This window comes from Pantoea sp. SGAir0175 (assembly GCF_043547855.1).
Window position 1 is genome coordinate 1,558,274 of sequence record NZ_CP028081.1, and the last position, 19,019, is coordinate 1,577,292.

At 58.9% G+C, this 19,019-nt stretch carries 18 protein-coding genes, 1 tRNA gene and 1 riboswitch; of the genes, 9 read left to right on the forward strand and 10 right to left on the reverse strand.

The window, feature by feature from the left end; genetic code table 11:
• Positions 1-3: 3 nt before the first annotated feature.
• On the reverse strand, positions 4-447 hold the full coding sequence (locus C1N56_RS07105; RefSeq protein ID WP_125309732.1) for a GNAT family N-acetyltransferase: 444 nt from the start codon (positions 445-447) through the stop codon (positions 4-6).
• 290 nt (positions 448-737) lie between these two features.
• Here C1N56_RS07105 and ahpC point away from each other — a divergent pair, with 290 nt between their 5' ends.
• Together ahpC and ahpF are read left to right on the forward strand one after the other, a co-directional pair.
• Positions 738-1,301 (forward strand): alkyl hydroperoxide reductase subunit C, encoded by a 564-nt coding sequence (ahpC, locus tag C1N56_RS07110; protein WP_010617942.1) that lies wholly within the window; start codon positions 738-740, stop codon positions 1,299-1,301.
• A 70-nt stretch (positions 1,302-1,371) separates the two neighbouring features.
• Positions 1,372-2,940 (forward strand): alkyl hydroperoxide reductase subunit F, encoded by a 1,569-nt coding sequence (gene ahpF / locus C1N56_RS07115; protein ID WP_166711722.1) that lies wholly within the window; start codon positions 1,372-1,374, stop codon positions 2,938-2,940.
• A gap of 52 nt (positions 2,941-2,992) precedes the next feature.
• Here the strand turns inward: ahpF and C1N56_RS07120 are convergent, their stop codons facing one another.
• Positions 2,993-3,190 carry a hypothetical protein gene (locus C1N56_RS07120; RefSeq protein WP_021509295.1) on the reverse strand — a complete coding sequence of 66 codons (198 nt, stop codon included), beginning with the start codon at positions 3,188-3,190 and terminating at the stop codon, positions 2,993-2,995.
• Between the two features lie 345 nt (positions 3,191-3,535).
• Positions 3,536-3,632: riboswitch (TPP riboswitch) on the forward strand.
• A 33-nt stretch (positions 3,633-3,665) separates the two neighbouring features.
• On the opposite strand from C1N56_RS07120, the gene thiM reads away from it, so the two are divergent.
• The 3 genes from thiM to fbaB all read left to right on the forward strand — a co-directional run bounded on the left by thiM (position 3,666) and on the right by fbaB (position 6,447).
• Complete coding sequence (gene thiM / locus C1N56_RS07125) at positions 3,666-4,451, forward strand: hydroxyethylthiazole kinase (protein ID WP_058780330.1); 786 nt, start codon at positions 3,666-3,668, stop codon at positions 4,449-4,451.
• On the forward strand, positions 4,448-5,248 hold the full coding sequence (gene thiD / locus C1N56_RS07130) for a bifunctional hydroxymethylpyrimidine kinase/phosphomethylpyrimidine kinase (RefSeq protein WP_215480494.1): 801 nt from the start codon (positions 4,448-4,450) through the stop codon (positions 5,246-5,248). Before thiM ends, thiD begins: the two co-directional genes overlap by 4 nt.
• Before the next feature lie 146 nt (positions 5,249-5,394).
• Complete coding sequence (gene fbaB, locus C1N56_RS07135) at positions 5,395-6,447, forward strand: class I fructose-bisphosphate aldolase (RefSeq protein WP_058757271.1); 1,053 nt, start codon at positions 5,395-5,397, stop codon at positions 6,445-6,447.
• A gap of 213 nt (positions 6,448-6,660) precedes the next feature.
• Here the strand turns inward: fbaB and C1N56_RS07140 are convergent, their stop codons facing one another.
• The 5 genes from C1N56_RS07140 to C1N56_RS07160 all read right to left on the reverse strand — a co-directional run bounded on the left by C1N56_RS07140 (position 6,661) and on the right by C1N56_RS07160 (position 12,248).
• Complete coding sequence (locus tag C1N56_RS07140; RefSeq protein ID WP_058769948.1) at positions 6,661-7,347, reverse strand: GntR family transcriptional regulator; 687 nt, start codon at positions 7,345-7,347, stop codon at positions 6,661-6,663.
• A gap of 99 nt (positions 7,348-7,446) precedes the next feature.
• Positions 7,447-8,907, reverse strand: a complete 1,461-nt coding sequence (locus C1N56_RS07145; RefSeq protein WP_394517318.1) for a mannitol dehydrogenase family protein — start codon at positions 8,905-8,907, stop codon at positions 7,447-7,449.
• 52 nt (positions 8,908-8,959) lie between these two features.
• Positions 8,960-10,243, reverse strand: coding sequence for an MFS transporter (locus C1N56_RS07150; protein WP_058780333.1), 1,284 nt, complete (start codon positions 10,241-10,243; stop codon positions 8,960-8,962).
• A gap of 151 nt (positions 10,244-10,394) precedes the next feature.
• Positions 10,395-11,405 (reverse strand): Zn-dependent oxidoreductase, encoded by a 1,011-nt coding sequence (locus C1N56_RS07155; protein WP_136545888.1) that lies wholly within the window; start codon positions 11,403-11,405, stop codon positions 10,395-10,397.
• A 297-nt stretch (positions 11,406-11,702) separates the two neighbouring features.
• Positions 11,703-12,248, reverse strand: coding sequence for a chorismate mutase (locus C1N56_RS07160; RefSeq protein ID WP_058769951.1), 546 nt, complete (start codon positions 12,246-12,248; stop codon positions 11,703-11,705).
• A gap of 230 nt (positions 12,249-12,478) precedes the next feature.
• Here C1N56_RS07160 and C1N56_RS07165 point away from each other — a divergent pair, with 230 nt between their 5' ends.
• From C1N56_RS07165 to C1N56_RS07175, 3 genes are read left to right on the forward strand one after another with little or no spacing between them, the layout of a single operon-like run.
• A complete protein-coding gene (locus C1N56_RS07165; RefSeq protein WP_058769952.1) occupies positions 12,479-13,114 on the forward strand; it encodes a hypothetical protein in 636 nt (211 codons plus the stop codon).
• A 41-nt stretch (positions 13,115-13,155) separates the two neighbouring features.
• Complete coding sequence (locus C1N56_RS07170) at positions 13,156-13,986, forward strand: cytochrome b/b6 domain-containing protein (protein ID WP_150058663.1); 831 nt, start codon at positions 13,156-13,158, stop codon at positions 13,984-13,986.
• Complete coding sequence (locus C1N56_RS07175) at positions 13,983-14,756, forward strand: molybdopterin-binding protein (RefSeq protein WP_021509306.1); 774 nt, start codon at positions 13,983-13,985, stop codon at positions 14,754-14,756. The genes C1N56_RS07170 and C1N56_RS07175 overlap by 4 nt, the downstream gene beginning before the upstream one ends.
• A gap of 55 nt (positions 14,757-14,811) precedes the next feature.
• Here the strand turns inward: C1N56_RS07175 and C1N56_RS07180 are convergent.
• Positions 14,812-14,887, reverse strand: a tRNA-Asn gene (locus C1N56_RS07180).
• Positions 14,888-15,195: 308 nt separating this feature from the next.
• Between C1N56_RS07180 and C1N56_RS07185 the strand changes: the two genes are divergently transcribed.
• A complete protein-coding gene (locus tag C1N56_RS07185) occupies positions 15,196-16,317 on the forward strand; it encodes a Gfo/Idh/MocA family protein (protein WP_309786804.1) in 1,122 nt (373 codons plus the stop codon).
• A gap of 132 nt (positions 16,318-16,449) precedes the next feature.
• On the opposite strand, the gene yegS is transcribed toward C1N56_RS07185, so the two are convergent.
• Together yegS and yegQ are read right to left on the reverse strand one after the other, a co-directional pair.
• Positions 16,450-17,349 (reverse strand): lipid kinase YegS, encoded by a 900-nt coding sequence (gene yegS / locus C1N56_RS07190; protein WP_394517319.1) that lies wholly within the window; start codon positions 17,347-17,349, stop codon positions 16,450-16,452.
• Between the two features lie 229 nt (positions 17,350-17,578).
• The gene (gene yegQ, locus C1N56_RS07195) at positions 17,579-18,949 is read right to left on the reverse strand and encodes a prephenate-dependent tRNA uridine(34) hydroxylase TrhP (RefSeq protein WP_211725201.1); all 1,371 of its coding nucleotides are present in this window, start codon (positions 18,947-18,949) and stop codon (positions 17,579-17,581) included.
• Positions 18,950-19,019 lie beyond the last annotated feature (70 nt).

A 19,019-nucleotide genomic window follows, 5' to 3' on the forward strand; every position in this document is an offset into this window, starting at 1 on the left:
GCCTTAGCTGCCGCTGGTGCGTGTCGCCAGCGGCAGGTGCATCAATACGTACTGGCCCTGTTCGCTCTCTCCCAGCGCTTCGCGCTGCCAGCCGTGCTGCTGATAAAACTGCAGCGCCGCTTCGTTCTGTAGCAGACATTTCAGCGCGCCGGTGGAGGTAAAACGCTGCTGCACCGCGTTCAGCAGCGCACTGCCGACGCCCTGGCCCTGAAAGGCCGGATCGACATACAAACTGTGCAAAAAATTATCGTTATCCATCACGCCGGCAAACCCTGCGCGGTGGCCGTCGATCTCCGCTACCAGTACCGTTTCACCGGGAATAATCGCGTCGAAATCTTCAAGCTGCCAGTCGTCACCGGCCAGCCATGTCCAGTTATGACGGCGCGCCGCGAGATACAGCGTGCGTAAAAAAGGGCGGTCGGCTTCTTCAAAAAGACGAATTTTCACTTCCAGACTCCATGACGAGTAAGCGGGCACGTTTTGTAGCGGCGTTGTGCACGCAGTTGAATCGTGCAGCAAAGATGATTGAATGTTTATAAAAAAATAGCAGTTGCCGCGCGTAAAGATAAAGCCTGTTAACTCTGCAGCTTTTCTGTGTAGAATGCCGCGGCAAGCCGCATCAAATCTGGCGTCGGCACTTTGATAGCTTTTGATTATCTGATTGATAACGTCTGCATATTAGAAGTTGGCCCGAAAATTATGTAGCCTGCATCACATCTTTTTAACGGAGGTCACCCATGTCTATCATCAATACCAAAATCAAACCGTTCAAAAACGCTGCATTCAAAAACGGCGAATTCATCGACGTAACCGAGAAAGACGTTGAAGGTAAATGGAGTGTTTTCTTCTTCTACCCGGCTGACTTCACCTTTGTATGCCCGACTGAACTGGGTGACGTGGCAGACCACTACGAAGAGTTCCAGAAACTGGGCGTAGACATCTACTCCGTTTCAACTGACACGCACTTTACCCACAAAGCCTGGCACGGTTCTTCAGACACCATCGCGAAAATCCAGTACGCGATGATCGGCGACCCGACCGGTGCTCTGACCCGTAACTTCGAAATCATGCGTGAAGCAGAAGGTCTGGCTGACCGCGGTACCTTCATCGTTGACCCGGAAGGCATCATCCAGGCCATCGAAATCACTGCAGAAGGCATCGGCCGTGACGCATCTGACCTGCTGCGTAAAGTGAAAGCGGCTCAGTACGTGGCTTCTCACCCAGGTGAAGTTTGCCCGGCTAAATGGAAAGAAGGCGACGCAACGCTGGCTCCATCACTGGACCTGGTTGGCAAAATCTAAGTCACCTCCGCCCTTTGATCTTTCTTCCATCGGGTGCTGCGGCACCCGATTTTCTTCACAGGAACTCACTATGCTCGACACCAATTTAAAAACCCAGCTCAAGGCCTACCTTGAGAAACTAACGAAACCGGTTGAGTTGATTGCCACACTGGACGATGGCGCAAAATCCGCAGAGATCCGTACTCTGCTGACCGATATCGCGAGTCTGTCTGATAAAGTCAGCTTCCGTGAAGAGAACGATCAACCGGTACGTAAGCCATCATTCCTGATTACTAACCCAGGCAGCCACAGCGGTCCGCGCTTTGCCGGTTCGCCAATGGGCCACGAATTTACCTCACTGGTGCTGGCACTGCTGCAGACCGGTGGACATCCGTCGAAAGAGGCGCAGAGCCTGCTGGATCAGGTTGTTGCGCTGGACAGCGACCTGCATTTCGAAACCTATTACTCTCTGTCGTGCCACAACTGTCCGGACGTGGTACAGGCGCTGAACCTGATGGCGGTGCTCAACCCGCGCATCCGTCATACCGCCATCGACGGTGGCATGTTCCAGAACGAGATCACCGAACGCAACGTCATGGGCGTGCCGGCGGTTTACCTCAACGGTAAAGAGTTCGGTCAGGGTCGCATGAGCCTGGCAGAAATCGTCGGTAAGGTAGACACCAACGCGGATAAGCGTGCGGCTGAAGAGCTGAACAAGCGTGACGCCTATGAAGTGCTGATCGTCGGCAGCGGCCCGGCGGGCGCTGCGGCGGCCATCTACTCGGCGCGTAAAGGTATTCGTACCGGCCTGATGGGCGAGCGCTTTGGCGGCCAGGTGCTGGACACCGTTGACATTGAAAACTACATCTCCGTGCCGAAAACCGAAGGGGCGAAGCTCGCCGGTTCCCTGCGTGCGCACGTTGATGACTATGACGTTGACGTGATCGACACCCAGAGCGCCATCAAGCTGATTCCGGCAGCGAAAGAGGGCGGTCTGCACGCCATCGAAACCGCTTCCGGCGCAGTGCTGAAATCACGCAGCATCATCATTGCTACCGGCGCACGCTGGCGCAACATGGACGTTCCGGGCGAAGAGCAGTATCGCACCAAAGGTGTAACCTACTGCCCGCACTGTGACGGCCCGCTGTTTAAAGGCAAACGCACGGCGGTGATCGGCGGCGGTAACTCCGGCGTTGAAGCGGCCATCGACCTGGCCGGTATTGTCGAGCACGTTACGCTGCTGGAGTTCGCCAGCGAAATGCGCGCCGATAAAGTGCTGCAGGATAAACTGCGCAGCCTGAAAAACGTCGATGTGATCCTCAACGCGCAGACTACCGAAGTGAAAGGCGACGGCAGTAAAGTTACCGGTCTGACCTACATTGACCGCAATAACCAGACCAGCCACGAACTGGCGCTGAGCGGTATTTTCGTACAGATCGGTCTGCTGCCCAACACCAACTGGCTGGAAGGCGCGGTAGAGCGCAACCGCATGGGCGAGATCCTGATCGACGCCAAAGGCGAAACCAGCCTGAAAGGCGTATTTGCCGCCGGCGACTGCACCACGGTGCCGTACAAGCAGATCATCATTGCCAGCGGGGAAGGGGCCAAAGCGTCACTGAGCGCGTTTGATTACCTGATCCGCACCAAACCGGCTGAATAAGTTTTGCGATAGCCACGCAAGCGCCCTGCAACCTGTGTTGCGGGGCTTTTTTTTATCCCAGCCAGCGACGCGCCTGTTCATCGCTGATATCGCGATAATAAATTTTATGGATGCGCTCGCCGCAGCGTTTGCATTCGGCTTCGAGGTACGTGGAGTACCGGTAACGGCCGCCGGGTGCAACGGCGCCTTGACGGGAAATGGTGATATTGTGCCAGTGATGCGCGTGCGGAAGAAAACTGAATAAAGTCATTAGCGATTCCGGGTGAAGGTGAAACAGCGGTCTTCAAATCCGGAAGGGAATTAGGCCGTGTTACGCCGCCGGCCGGTTTGATATTAATCAAGTTGCGCGCTTTCTTCTGTTTATTTCCCGCATACTGCCCCGGCAGATTAAATTAACTATCCTGATGAATTTTAGGGCTTTTGGGAAAATTGATCTCCGTCGAATTGTTTATATTTTCCTGATGATCAAAAAATTATGAAAATTGATGGCGCACGTATTTTTGCTTATCGTTGTCCGGCAAAAAAAGTGCCCCTGCCGCAGGATTTACAACTTTAAGCTGACCCTTTATGCTGTGAAGGCACGTCTGACACGGACGTGCATGACTCGGGGTGCCCTTCTTTGTGAAGGCTGAGAAATACCCGTAATACCTGATCTGGATAATGCCAGCGTAGGGAAGTCAGATGCCTGACCGCATTCGCCTTCCTGATTGCCGGTTGGGAGCCTTATGACACAGCCTGACCCTCTTTCCCCGGCGCAACTCGCGCACTCTCTGCAACTGCTGCGGCAGCAGGCACCGCTGGTGCACTGTATGACTAACGACGTGGTGCAAACTTTTACTGCCAACGTGCTGCTGGCACTGCAGGCTTCGCCCGCGATGGTGATTGATGGCGATGAAGCGGCGCAGTTTGCCGGTTTTGCCGATGCACTGCTGATTAACGTTGGCACCTTAACCCGCGAGCGTCGTGATGCGATGCTGGCGGCGGTACAGGCCGCTAACCAGGCCGGCACACCGTGGACGCTCGATCCGGTGGCGGTAGGCGCGCTAACCCTGCGTACGGAATTCTGTCAGCAGCTGCTGAGCCTGCGACCGGCGGCCATTCGCGGCAACGCTTCAGAGATTCTCGCCTTAGCCCACCAGGCCACGGGCGGACGCGGCGTGGATAGCGTGCATCAGGCCGATGCCGCACTGAACGCCGCGCAGCAGCTGGCGCAACGCTGCAAGACTATCGTCGCGGTAACCGGCGAAGTCGATTACGTCACCGATGGCCGCCAGACGCTGGCAATTCCCGGCGGCAGCCCGCTGATGACGCGCGTGGTCGGCACCGGTTGTGCGCTATCCGCCGTCGTCGCGGCGTGCAGCAGCCTGCCGGGCGAGCGCATCCAGCACGTGGCAGCGGCCTGCCGCGTAATGTCACTGGCGGGAGACCAGGCCGCGCGCAGCGTGGCAGGGCCGGGCAGCTTCGTCGCCGCTTTTCTCGATGCGCTGTGGACGCTGGAGGTGGCGGCATGAAACGCATTAATGCCCTGACTATTGCCGGCACCGATCCCAGCGGCGGCGCAGGTATCCAGGCCGATCTGAAAGCGTTTTCCGCGCTCGGCGCGTACGGCACCAGCGTGATTACCGCGCTGGTGGCACAGAACACCCGCGGCGTGCAGTCGGTGTATCGCATCGAACCGGCATTTGTTGCGGCGCAGCTCGACTCGGTGCTGAACGACGTGCGCATTGACGCCGCGAAAATCGGTATGCTGGCGGAGACGGCGATCGTCGAGGTGGTGGCAGAGAAGCTGAAACGCGCCAGCCTGCCGTTTGTGGTGCTGGATACGGTGATGATTGCCAAAAGCGGCGATGCGCTGCTGTCGCCCGATGCGGTAGCCAGCATTCGTGAACGGCTGCTGCCGCAGGTATCGCTGATCACACCCAATCTGCCGGAAGCCGCGGCGCTGCTGGGTTGCCGCATGGCGCAGGACGAGGCGACTATGCTGCAGCAGGGCGATGCGCTGCTGGAGCTGGGCTGTGAAGCGGTGCTGATGAAGGGCGGTCATCTCAGCGATGCGGAAAGCCCGGACTGGCTGATCACCCGCGCCGGCCGCCAGCGCTTTACCGCGCCGCGCGTTAACACCCGTCATACGCACGGCACCGGCTGCACGTTGTCGGCGGCGCTGGCGGCATTGCGACCGCGCCATGCGGACTGGGCGGGCACCGTAGCGGAGGCCAAGGCCTGGCTGCAGCAGGCGCTGCTGCACGCCGATTCGCTGGAGGTCGGCCACGGCATTGGGCCGGTGCATCATTTCCATCAGTGGTGGTAGGGCGTAACGCCAGATTGCCGTTTTTTCACTGCGTATCCGTCTGAAAAATGGAGTCAGCAATTTGCCAGCCTGGCGCGTTTCGGTCCAGGCTGTGGGGGCGAATCGGCAGGTGCCGGTTCTTTTCCAGCCATTTATCAGGAGCGAACATGACGGACATCGTACAGTTATTGGGTAAAGAGGCGGATACGCTTCTTCAACATCGCTGCATGACCATTCCAGCGGACAGCCTTTATTTGCCGGGCGCGGATTATGTCGATCGCGTGATGATTGATAACAATCGTTCTCCTGCGGTACTGCGCAATATGCAGACGCTCTACAACACCGGCCGTCTGGCGGGTACCGGCTATCTGTCGATTCTGCCGGTGGATCAGGGCGTGGAACACTCTGCTGGCGCCTCGTTCGCTGCCAATCCGGCCTATTTCGACCCGAAGAATATCGTCGAGCTGGCGATTGAAGCCGGCTGTAACTGTGTGGCATCAACCTATGGCGTGCTGGCCTCCGTGTCACGTCGCTACGCACACCGTATCCCGTTTATGGTCAAGCTGAACCATAACGAAACCCTGAGCTATCCCACGCAGTATGACCAGACGCTGTACGCCAGCGTTGAACAGGCGTTCAACATGGGCGCGGTTGCGGTCGGCGCCACCATCTATTTTGGTTCTGAGCAGTCGCGCCGGCAGATCGAGGAAATTGCAGCGGCCTTCGAGCGCGCGCACGAGTTGGGCATGGTGACGGTGCTGTGGGCTTATCTGCGCAACAACGATTTCAAGAAGGATGGGGTGGATTATCACGCCAGCGCCGATTTAACCGGTCAGGCTAACCATCTGGCGGCCACCATTGGTGCCGACATTGTGAAGCAGAAAATGGCGGAGAATAACGGCGGCTATAACGCGGTGAAGTTTGGCCACACCGATGAGCGCGTGTACAGCAAGCTGACCAGTGAGAATCCGATTGATCTGGTGCGCTACCAGCTGGCCAACTGCTATATGGGTCGCGCCGGGCTGATCAACTCCGGCGGTGCTTCAGCCGGTGCGACCGATGTGGCGGAGTCGGTGCGTACGGCGGTGATCAATAAACGCGCCGGCGGCATGGGGCTGATTCTCGGGCGCAAGGCGTTTAAGAAGTCGCTGAAAGAGGGCGTGGCGCTGATTAATGCGGTGCAGGATGTGTATCTGGCGAAAGATGTGACGATTGCCTGATGGTGTGAGGGGCGTTTTTGCCCTCACCCTAACCCTCTCCCGCGAGCGGGAGAGGGGACTGTTTTGTGCGGTTTTTTAATGCGTTAATTTTCTGACAGCTTACTGGAACAGCTCCCTCTCCCGGTGGGAGAGGGCCGGGGTGAGGGCATCACACCGCACCGTATCAAACCGCACCGTATCGCACCACACCACAAGCTCAAAGCCCCCAAAACACTACGGCCCTTCAAACCATTCGCTGTTGCGCTCGGCAATCGGCGTGATGGTCAGAATCATCTCCTGCAGATGTCGCCGCATCGCCTTCTCAGCCGCATCGGCATTCTTCGCTTTCAGCGCGGCAAAAATCTCTTCGTGCTGCTGAATCAGGCTCTCCGGCGGCGACACTTCGCTCAGCGTCAGAAAGCGCACGCGGTCCATCGTCGCTTTAATGTTCTCCACCGTCTCCCACGCCAGCAGGCAGTCAATGCCTTCGGCAATCAACCGGTGAAACTCATCGTCGAGCGCCAGAAACGCCTGGCTGTCGTGGCGTTCCGCTGCCAGACGCTGCAGCTGCAGATTGTGTTCCAGCGCCATCAGTCCGGTGGCAGCGATCTCCAGCGCGGCGCGACGAACCACGGCGATCTCCACCGCTTCACGGATGAAACGGCCGTCGGCGACGCGCTGGGCGGAGATTTTGCGCACGAAGGTGCCGCGCTGCGGCAGAACCTGCACCAGGCCGGCTTCCGCCAGTTTGATAAAGGCTTCCCGCACCGGCTGCCGCGACACGTTGAAGCGCGCCGACACTTCTTTCTCCGACAGCAACGAGCCCGGATGGATCACGCAGGTCACGATATCCTTCCGCAGATAGCGATAAATTTGCTGATTTACCGGTTCGCTGGTGGTTATGGTATAGGCAATCGACATGCAGCAATATCCGTATTACGGCTGGCCGCCGCCAGCCCGATGAGAAAGCGTCAGTCTAATCAGCACGCTGCGTCTGCGCTACACATTTGTGCAGGCGGCTTAGCCTTCTGTGACCAGCGCCTGCACCGTGGCGCGTGCACCGGTAAGCCGCAGCTGCTGATACAGCTCGGTAAGCCGCGTAACAAACACCGAGTGATAACGTAAGTCGTCGCCGAACACTGCCTGCAGGCGCAGTAAGGCCTCAACGCGCTGCGGGCCATCCTCGCTATTGGTAACAATGCTGGCCAGCTGCGCGCTGAGCGGATCGCGAACCTCAATCGCCGCGCCCTGCTCATCGACGCCGCTGATATAGCGCATCCAGCCTGCTACGCCCAGCAGCAGATAATCACAGGCCGTCCCGTTACGCAGATGCCAGCGCACGCTATCCAGCAGGCGCTGTGGCAGCTTCTGTGTACCGTCGGTGGCGATTTGATAAGTGCGATGTTTAATCGCCCGGTTTTCGTAACGGGCGATCAGCGAGTCGGCATAGGCGACCAAATCGACATCCTGCGTGCGCAGCGTGGGTGCCTGATCCTGCAGCATCAGCGCGCGCGCCGCCTGACGAAAATTGGCGTTGGCCATGCAATCGCTGATGTGCTGATACCCGGCCAGGTAGCCGAGATAAGCCAGGAAGGAGTGGCTGCCGTTGAGCATGCGCAGCTTCATCTCTTCGTACGGCAGCACATCACGCACCAGCTCCGCACCGGCCTGTTCCCACGCCGGGCGGCCGCTGACGAAGTTATCTTCAATCACCCACTGGAAAAAAGGTTCGGCTTCCACCGCCACCGGATCGCGACTGCCCAGCCGCGCTTCCAGCGTCGCGAAAGCCTCATCGGTCATCGCCGGTACGATGCGATCCACCATGGTTGAGGGAAAGGTGAGGTGGGTCTGAATATAATCCGCCAGCGCCGGGCTGCGACGCTGCGCCAGCTGGGTTATCACATTGCGCGTAACGTGGCCGTTCTCCGGCATGTTGTCACACGACATCACGCTGAACGGCGGCAGATCGCGCTGGCGACGGCGTTCAATCGCCGCCAGGATCACGCCGGGCAGCGAGCGCGGCGCGTCAGGGTGCGCCACATCGTGCACGATGTCCGGATGCGTCAGGTCGAGCTGGCCGCTTGACGGCAGCGAACAGTAGCCTTTTTCCGTGACCGTCATCGACACGATGGCGATTTCTGGCTGGCTCATCGCTTCAATCACCGCCTCTATACCGTCACTTTTCGCGTACAGCGCCTGGGTAATTACGCCAACAATGCGCGTGTGCAGGCTGTCGTCGGCCATTTCGGTCACGCTGTACAGCAAATCCTGCTGGCGCAGAGCGGCGATCAGCGCGCCGCTGTTGAGATTCACTTCGCAGTAGCCCCAGTCGCTGCCGTACTGCGCCAGTTGGTCAGTGGCCAGCGCCTGATGCGCGCGGTGAAAGGCACCAAAACCGATGTGCACCATGCGGGTTTTCAGCTGGCTGCGGTCGTAACGGGGGCGCTGTACGTCAGCGGGAAGGCGATCGGGTTGTAACATGCATAATCCTTGTGGCAAACGGGGCGCGCGGCGCCCCGGCAGAGTCATTCGATTAAACGGAAACCGGTTTGTCGCTGGCTTTCGGGCTGCGAATCACAAACAGCACCAGCAGCGCGCCAAGAGCCGCCACCACGCCCGCCAGCACAAAGGCGCTGTCAAATTTGCCGGTGTGCTGCACGATGAAGCCGGTAACGATCGGGCCGATAATGCCGGACAGGCTGCCAATCAGGTGAATAAAGCCGCTGATGCTGCCGACGCGGCTTTTGTGCACCACATCCTGAATAATCGCCCAGTAAATGGCACCGGTGATGTAGAGGAAGAAGATGGAGATCGACATCATGATCACCGCCGAATTCACCTCTTTGATGGTGCCCGCCAGCGCCACACATATCGCTGCCGCCAGCAGCGATACTACCAGCACAATCTTGCGTGATAGCAGCAGCTTACCGGTAATATTAAAGATTTTATCGGAAATCCAGCCGCCCAGCGCCAGGCCAACGAAGCCGACAATCCACGGGATCATGGTAGTGATGCTCATGGCTTTGATATCCAGCCCGTGCGCCTGCACCAGATAGGCCGGGAACCAGCTCAGGAAGAAGAACAGAATGTAGTTGTAGCAGAAGAAGGCGAACGCGGTAACGAGGATAATCGGCTGACGCAGATAGTAGCCCATGCCGTGCGCTTTGCCGTCCGCGTCGATGATATCTGCCGGCTCTTCCGCTTTCAGTTTCTCTACCAGCGCGCGCTCCTGCGCAGAGACGCGCTTACTGCGCGCCGGATTATCGGCGGCGAAGAAGAACCACAGCGCCATCCACACCAGACCAATCAGGCAGATCACCACAAACGCCGGACGCCAGCCGAAGGAGAGCGCCAGGTAGCCGACAATCGGCCCGGCGACCGCGCCGCCGAGCGGGGAACCGGCACTCAGCAGACCCATGGCGGTGGCGGCCTGCTTTTTCGGGAACCAGCCGTTGATGGCTTTGTTGGCCGAGGCGCAAATCGGACCTTCCGCCATGCCGAACAGCACGCGCAGAATCATCATCGACCAGAAACCGGTCGCCAGCGCGGTCATACCGCAGAACAGCGACCACAAGCCGACGGCGGTGCCGAGCACAATCGTCGGGCCGAATTTATCGGTGGCTAAACCGCCAATAAAGTTGAACAGCGCGTAGCCGAAGAAGAAGCTGCCGAAGATCAGGCCGAACTGCTCGGCATTGATCATCAGATCTTTTTCCACCAGCGGCACGGTGAGCGACAGGGCAATACGATCGAGGTAGTTGATCATATAAACCAGGAACAGCAGCAGTACGAGGGTCCAGCGTAGATTCTTCAGCATAGAAACTCCGTTTCCCTGTTCTTCTTCAGACTGCAGCGTCACGGGGAGATGACCTTGATGACCGCGGCGCTGCGCCTGATTTATGCAGGGGATTATTGTTGTGGCCGGCGGGTACGCACCGGCATCAGGGACATCTGGTGTGGCGCATCACTCAATCCATTTGCAGGATCACTTTGCAGCAGGTGCGCGGGTCTTGTTCAAACAGTGTCATGGCGCGCTCGATCTGCGCCAGCGGGAAATAGTGGGTAACCAGTTTTTCCGGCTGGATCAGTCCCTGTTCCAGCCACGCAATCACCTGCGGGAAGCGGTTGCTGTTCAGGCGCGAGGTAAACAGCGACAGCTCTTTGCTGGTCAACGCCTGCTGCGTCAGGCTGCACGGCTCAGCAGAAAACCCGAGCAGGCCAATGCGCGCTGCCGGCGAGGCCAGCGCCGCCGCTTCGGCGAGGATCGCCGGATGGCAGGCGGCGTCAATAATCAGCGTCGGCTGAACGCCTTCCAGCTGCGCCGCCAGCGGGATCTCGCTGTTGTTATACAGGCGATCGGCACCGTTTTGCTGCGCCAGCGCCAGCCGCTCTGGCAGGCGGTCCACCACCAGCACCTGCTGTACGCCGTACACGCCTTTCAGCACCTGAATGGCGGTCAGCCCCATCGGACCGGCACCGTAAATCAGCGCCACATCCTGTGGCTGCGGTTTGAGGAACGCCGTGATATTCGCGGCAATGGTGAAGGGCTCAACCAGGCTGGCGAGTTGGTCGGGAATGCTCGCCGGCAGGCGATGGGCATTTTTGGCTGGTGCCACGGCATACTCACTGAAGCCGCCGTCGCGGTGGACGCCAATCACCTGCAGTGACTGACAGACATTAGGACGGCCAACGGAGCAGGGATAGCAGTGGCCGCAGCTCACCACCGGATCGACCGCCACGCGCTCGCCCAGCCGGCTGGCATCAACGTCCTGTCCGACCGCGTCAATCACGCCGAAAAACTCATGGCCGATCACGCGCGGATAGCGGGCAAACGGATTGTGACCGTGCCAGATGTGCACGTCAGAGCCACAGATGCTGGCAAATTTCACTTTTACCCGTACTTCATCAGCGGCGGGCTGCGGCAGCGCGCGCTCGGCCAGCAGCAGTTTACCCGGTTGTTCAATCACCACACTTTTCATCATTCACTCCTGGCGGGTGGCCTGAAGGCGCGGCACACCAGCAATAACGCGACAGTAATGACGAAAAAATACGCGCAATAATACTACCATACAAGTTACTGTTGCAGAGTTGTGAACGCAATCACAGAGCGGATGGGGTAGTTGCAAAGAGAAGTTTAAGAATGGCGTTGCGGTGCGCCTCACTGCACACCCTGTAAAGTCGTTATCTGGTTTACAGGGTCGCCATTCAGGGCGACCGGAATAAACGCTGCAAAATGACAGGCCTGCTGCGATCGACGGCTCGCTCGCCGCGCAACATTACGGCTGCCGTAGCGTTACCGCGCTGAGCGTGCGCCACAATAGCTCTTTATCCTGCGGCGACACGTTGCGCTGCTGAATGTCTCGCATGAATTCGGCTTTTTGCGGTGCCTGCAGCGTCGCGCCCTGTTTCAACTGCGCGGCAAGCTGCGTCAGAATCGCGTCGCTGTAATGACCAATGCTTTTGCGCACCTCGTCCAGCGGACGCGGCTGCCAGTGCGGCTCCGGCGTCGCCAGCCAGTCGGCTCGATAGCGATACTGCACCGCTTTCGCCACATCCATCTGTGCCTGAATAAACGGCTGCACCGTGGCATCGTCCAGACCCAGCTGACGCGCTTCCGCCAGGGCTTTGTCCAGCACCTTGCGCTCCTGACCCAAATCTTCAATCGGCTGATGATGCTGCGCTTTATAGCCCGCCACATCCTTCATATAAGACAAACGCGTGTTAATAAGCTGGCCCGGCGAAGGACTGCTGAGTTCTGCCGCGGCGGCGGAACAGCTGCAAATCAGCAGCGCTAACGTGGCCGATCGTAACTGCATTTCCATACTGATGCTCCCAATGTTCAACCCAGGCGCTGGATCTGCGCGAGGCTCAGGCTAAGACAAAATAATGACATGACAAAGTACAGGGTGAAAAATTATCTTGTTTTTTAATCTACCAACTAGTAGGTTTGTTTTCCAGCGCCTTTTGCCGCAATGTTATTGCGCTTTGGGTTGAATGATTTCTGGCACAGGGCTGCCGCTGAGGCAGCGCTTATCATCAAAAGGAACACTCCATGACGGTCTTATCACATTACAAACGCCTTTCACTGCTGATTGCCGGTTCACTGCTGGCCGGCGTCACGCTGTCGCCGGCGATGGCGGCAGAGATGGCAGGGCAAAAAGTGCAGGTACGTGGCGTTGTTGAATCGGTAAACGGGCAGCAGCTCACTATCAAGTCACGCGAAGGATCGGAGGTCAGCGTGGCCATGAAGCCAGGCGCGATGGTTTCTGCGGTGGCGAAGGCCAGCATCAGCGACATTAAAAAGGGCGATTACGTGGGCATTGCCTCGCTGCCGAAAGCGGGCGGCGGAGATGGCGCGCTCGAAGTGCTGATTTTCCCGGCGCAGCTGAAAGGTGCAGGCGAAGGCAACTTCAGCTGGGATCTGAAGCCGGGCAGCTCAATGACCAACGCCACAGTCGCCAATAGCGTCACCTCGGTGGACAACAGCGAAGTGACGGTGAGCTATCACGGCCATCAGAAAAAAATTGCTATTCCGGCCGGTACGCCGGTGGTGACGCTGGCGGCGGCCACCCCGGATGACCTGAAACCCGGCACCACGGTGTTTGTTCCTGCCGAGAAAGGCGCCGACGGTAAGCTCACCGCAGGCAATGTCATTGTCGGCAAAAACGGCGTAGTGCCGCCGATGTAATCCGGCTCCAGCCAGGCTTCGCCTGGCTGGTAAGGGGCTCGATGATGCAACAGCCTTCACCTTCCCGCAGTAAAACGCTAATCCGTCGTCATTCGCTGCTGGTGCGCGTGACGCACTGGGTCAACGCCCTGTGTTTTGCCGTACTGCTGATGAGCGGACTGCAAATCTTTAATGCGCATCCGCGTCTGTATGTCGGCCTGTATGGCGCGGACCATGAGCAGCCGGTGTTTGAAATCGGCAATCGTCAGCAGCAGGGATTTGTCCGGCTCGGCTCGCTGCAACTGAATACCACCGGCGTGCTCGGTGTCTCGAAGCTGGAGGGCACGCTGACGGCGCGCGCGTTCCCCGGCTGGCTGACGCTGCCGTCGTGGCAGGATTTGGGAGCCGGTCGCCACTGGCACTTCTTTTTTGCCTGGCTGCTGCTGTTCAACGGCGTGATTTATCTGCTGCACGGTTTCTGGCACCGGCACTTTCGCCGCGATCTGTTGCCCGACCGTCAGCAGCTGGGCGCCCGTCATTTGTGGCAGGAGATTTGCGACCACGCCCGGCTGCGCTTCGCCCGCGGTGAAGCGGCGCGGCGCTATAACGCGCTGCAGAAACTCAGCTATCTGCTGGTGATCTTCATACTGCTGCCGCTGATGCTGCTCAGTGGATTAACCCTGTCGCCAGCGCTGGATGCGGCGCTGCCGTTTTTACCCGATCTGTTTGGCGGCCGTCCCACGGCGCGCACGGTGCACTTTATCACCGCCACGCTGCTGGTGCTGTTTGTGCTGGTGCATGTAGTGATGGTGCTGGTGTCAGGCGTGTTCAATAACCTGCGTTCGATGATCACCGGCCGTTACGCGATCGACAAAGAGGATACCCCATCATGAAAATCGAGCTGTCGCGTCGCCGCCTGCTGCTGGGCGCGCTGTCCGGCGCCGGCGCGGCGCTGCTGAGCGGTTGCGATCAACTGACGCAAAACGACACGGTCAGCGGCTGGCTCAATCAGACCGAGCGGCTGACGCGTGCCAGCCAGCGCCTGCTGGGCGGCCAGCGGCTGGCACCGGAGTTCAGCGAGGCCGATATTTCGCCGCTGTTCCGCGCCAACGGCACGCAAATGCCTGACTCCGACGAATATGCGCGTTTGCTGGCGAACGGGTTTGCCGACTGGCGGCTGCGCGTCACCGGGCTGGTGCAACAGCCGCTGAGTTTATCGCTCAGCGATCTGCAGCGGTTCCCCAGTCGCACGCAGATTACCCGGCACGACTGCGTGGAGGGCTGGAGCGCGATTGGCAAATGGCAGGGCGTACCGCTCGGACTGGTGCTGGATGCGGCGCGCCTGCGGCCAGGTGCCCGCTACGTAGTGTTCCTGTGTGCCGACGAACTGGAGCAGACGCTGGACGGCAGCGGGCGCTACTACGAAAGTATCGATCTGCAGGATGCGTGGCATCCGCAAACGCTGCTGGCCTACCGTATGAACGATCAGCCGCTGCCGGTCGCGCACGGTGCGCCGCTGCGTCTCCGGGTCGAGCGCCAGCTCGGTTACAAGCACGCCAAGTATCTGATGGAAATTAAAGTGGTGGATTCGTTTGCCCAGCTGTGGGGCGGACGCGGTGGCTACTGGGAAGATCGCGGTTACGAGTGGTATGGCGGTATCTGAACGTCAGAACGCAGAAAAGCAAAAAGCCTGCTCTAAAAGCAGGCTTTTCTAAATCTGGCTCCTCTGACTGGACTCGAACCAGTGACATACGGATTAACAGTCCGCCGTTCTACCGACTGAACTACAGAGGAATCGTTTGGAACGGGGCGCATATTATCGGGCAGGCTGTGGCTTGTCAAAGCTCTTTTTCACAATTTTTTCTGACTGCTGAATAAAGCGTCAATTGCCCGACGCGGGCCCGCGCGATGGCGCGAATTAGCGCCAGCACTGTGCCTGATTGTGAGAGATGTCACCAATGCTATGCAAAATTACATTCTGATTTGTCGCTTCTGTCAGATACCTCGCATGTATGATCACAGATATTTCATTTCGCCGTTGTCGCCGCCCAAAACGAAACATATATTCCGTGAAACTCATCCCCGTGAACCGCAGGTGCAGCATGAACAAAGTCAGAATCGGTATGATTGGCAGTGGATATATTGGGCGTTGTCACGCGATTGCCTATGCGCAGGCACCCACGGTGTTCGCCCTGAAGGGTGAGATTGTGCGCGAGATGCTGGCAGAGGTGAATCCGGCGCTGGCGGCGCAGCAGGCGGCGACGTTTGGCTTTGCCCGTTCGACGGGCGACTGGCGCGAGCTGGTGCGCGATCCGCACATCGACGTGGTCGATATCTGCGCGCCCAATTTCCTGCACAAAGAGATGGCGCTGGAAGCGATTCGCCACGGCAAGCACGTCTACTCCGAAAAGCCACTGTCGCTCTCGGTGGCCGATGCCGAAGAGATGGTGCAGGCGGCGCAGCAGGCGGGGGTGAAAACCCTGGTGGGCTTCAACTACATGAAAAACCCCACCAGCCAGCTGGCACGGCAGATTATCGCGCGCGGTGAGATCGGCGAAGTGGTGCACTTTTACGGCACCCATAACGAAGATTATCTGGCGCGCGCGGAGACGCCGCTCGACTGGCACTGCCAGAAAGCGCTGGCCGGTCTCGGCGCGCTTGGCGATCTGGCGGCGCATATCGTCAACATGGCGCACTATCTGGTCGGTGATATTGATGAGGTGAGCGGTGACATGATGACGGTGATCAAACAGCGACCAGATCCGAAGGCACCGTCACGCCTGCTGCCGGTGGAAAATGAAGATCAGGCCAGCGCGCTGCTGCGCTTTAAAAATGGCGCGCACGGCGTGATTGAAACCTCGCGCATCGCCTGCGGCAGCAAGATGGGGCTGACTTATGTGGTGACCGGCACCAAAGGCACGCTGCGCTACACGCAGGAGCGCATGGCTGAGCTGGAACTGTATCTGCACGACGATCCGGCCGGCCGCCAGGGCTTTAAAACCATTCTCACCGGTCCGGCGCACCCCGATTACGCCAGCTTCTGCGTCTCGGCCGGCCACGGCATCGGTTTTAACGATCAGAAAACGGTCGAGATTCGCGATCTGATCAACGGCATTGCCGCCGGCGATCGCATGTGGCCGGATTTTGCCGAAGGGCTGCAGGTGCAGAAGGTGCTGGAAGCGGTGGCGATTTCCGCCGTGGAGCGCCGCTGGATGAAGGTGTGATGCAGAGCGTCAGCCGCAGACGCACGTAACCGGTCGCCATGAATGGCGACCCTACACGGTGCGTGCAGGGATGGCGAGCCTCTTAGGGTGCGCATTTATGCGCACCGGGATAATGCAGGAATTTTCCAATGATTACGCCAGCAACGCACACTGCGGCGGCAGGCGGCAGCTCAGCGCGCCGGGCTGCACCTCAATCACAAACTCGCTGCCGGACAGCGGCTCGCCGTCGAGGTTAAAGGTCATCTCATGCGGTGAACGGATGGTCAGCGACGTCAGCTGTGCCGCGACAATGTTCGGGTTTTCATCGTCGCGCGTCAGCGAGTGCAGCAGCGTTGGCAGCAGCTCCTGGGCGGTTACGATGCTGAGATTGAGCTGTCCGTCGTTGATCAGCGCTTCCGGACATAACCGCTGTCCGCCACCGGCCTGACGGCCATTGCCAATGCCAATCACCAGCGCGTCACCCTGCCAGTGAAAGCCCGGTCCGCTGATTTCGCAGCTGTCCGGCTTCAGGGCATCAACGCGCATCAGGCCATGAATAAAATAGGAGACGCCGCCCAGCGCCGATTTCAGTTTCTCCGGCGTTTCCGTAGTGATGCGTGTGCCAAAACCGCCGGTCGCCATGTTGATGAAGTAACGGTCGCCGTTCACCCGCGCCAGATCGATGGCCGTGGCTTTGCCCAGTACCGCCAGCCGCAGTGCCGCTTCCATTTCTGCCGGGATACCGGCGCTGGTGGCAAAATCGTTGGCAGTGCCAAGCGGTAAAATCCCCAGCACCGGCCGCTGCGCTGGCGGCAGGGCGGCCAGCGCGGTGGCAATCTCATTGATGGTGCCATCGCCGCCGCCAGCCACCACGGTTTCCGCCTGCAGCTGCAGCGCTTCCTGCACGTAGCGGTCACCGTCGCCTTTTTCCCAGGTCACGCGCACCGCCAGGTTAAAGCCTTCGTCGCGCAGGGTATTCACGGCGGTACGCAACTCTTCATTGCCTGCGCCTTTTCCATTCAGAATCAGCAAAGTGAGGGGTTTATTTTGCATTATCGCTTCCCTGATGAGTAAGACAGAGCTGTGGTTATAGCATAGCTGCGGCGGGAACTTTATCGGCGAACGATGAAAAAAAGAAAACCCGCACGGGGGAGCCGGGCGGGTGAATGAGGTGGTTCCTGGTACTACCTGCTGTTTGTTGTTACTCGTTAGCAGCAGGCGCGATTCTAAAGCGCGGCGAAGCGGCGGTCTGTGATCCTGTTCTAACTTCGCCGTTTTCTTTTCATTTAGTGCGATTTTTACCGTGCGGATCGTAAGTGCTGTTACCATCGGTAAAATTGCGCAGCAGCAGCGCATAGGCCAGATCGACCCCCTCCGGCACGCTGATCCAGACGCGATGACCATCTCCCGGAGCCACCTCAACCGCGGCACCCTTGTCATTCTGCATCGCCTGCAGCGTGCAGTTGAGATTGCCGTCCGGCGTCATGATCTCTACGCTATCGCCCAGCATGAATTTGTTCTTCACCGCCACCTGCGCCCACGTACCGCGCCGCTCACCGGTAAATTCACCAACAAACTGCTGACGCTCCGAAATGGAAAAACCCTGCTCGTAGTTTTGATAGCTGTCATGGGTGTGGCGACGCAAAAAACCTTCGGTATAGCCGCGGTGCGCCAGCCCTTCCAGCGTCTCCAGCAGTGCCGGATCGAAAGGTTTGCCGGCGGCTGCATCGTCGATTGCGCGGCGGTACACCTGCGCGGTGCGCGCGCAGTAGTAAAACGATTTGGTGCGGCCCTCAATTTTCAGCGAATGCACGCCCATCTGGCTCAGGCGTTCGACGTGCGCCACCGCGCGCAGATCTTTCGAGTTCATGATGTAGGTGCCGTGCTCATCTTCGAACGCGCTCATCACCTCGCCTGGCTTCATCTTCTCTTCCAGCAGGAATACCCGGTCGGTGGGCTGACCGACGCCGAGCGTCGCGGGCTGCACCGCAACCGGCTGATGGAAGCCAACAATGTTGCCGACCTCATCCTGCTGGCCTTCGGCCACGTTATATTCCCAGCGGCAGGCGTTGGTACAGGTGCCCTGATTGGGATCGCGCTTATTCAGATAGCCAGAGAGCAGGCAGCGGCCGGAGTAGGCCATGCACAGCGCGCCGTGGACAAAGATTTCGATCTCCATCTCCGGTACCTGCTGGCGAATTTCGGCGATCTCCTCCAGCGACAGCTCGCGTGACAGAATCACGCGCGTCAGCCCCATCTGCTGCCAGAACTTCACCGTGGCCCAGTTCACCGCGTTAGCCTGCACCGACAGGTGAATCGGCATCTGCGGGAAGGCTTCGCGCACCAGCATGATCAGGCCGGGATCGGACATGATAAGCGCATCCGGCTGCATCTCAACCACCGGCGTCAGATCGCGGATAAAGGTTTTCAGCTTGGCGTTGTGCGGGGCAATGTTCACCACCACGTAAAACTTCTTGCCGAGCGCGTGCGCCTCGCTGATGCCTTTGGCGAGGTTTTCATGGGTGAATTCGTTATTGCGCACGCGCAGGCTGTAGCGCGGCTGGCCGGCATACACCGCGTCGGCGCCGTAGGCAAAGGCGTAACGCATATTTTTCAGCGTGCCTGCCGGCGAAAGCAGTTCGGGTTTAAGCATGGGGAGTTCTCACTGATGTCAGGTCAGCATGCCATCACGGATGGCACGTGCAGCGGCCGCGTCAGGCGGC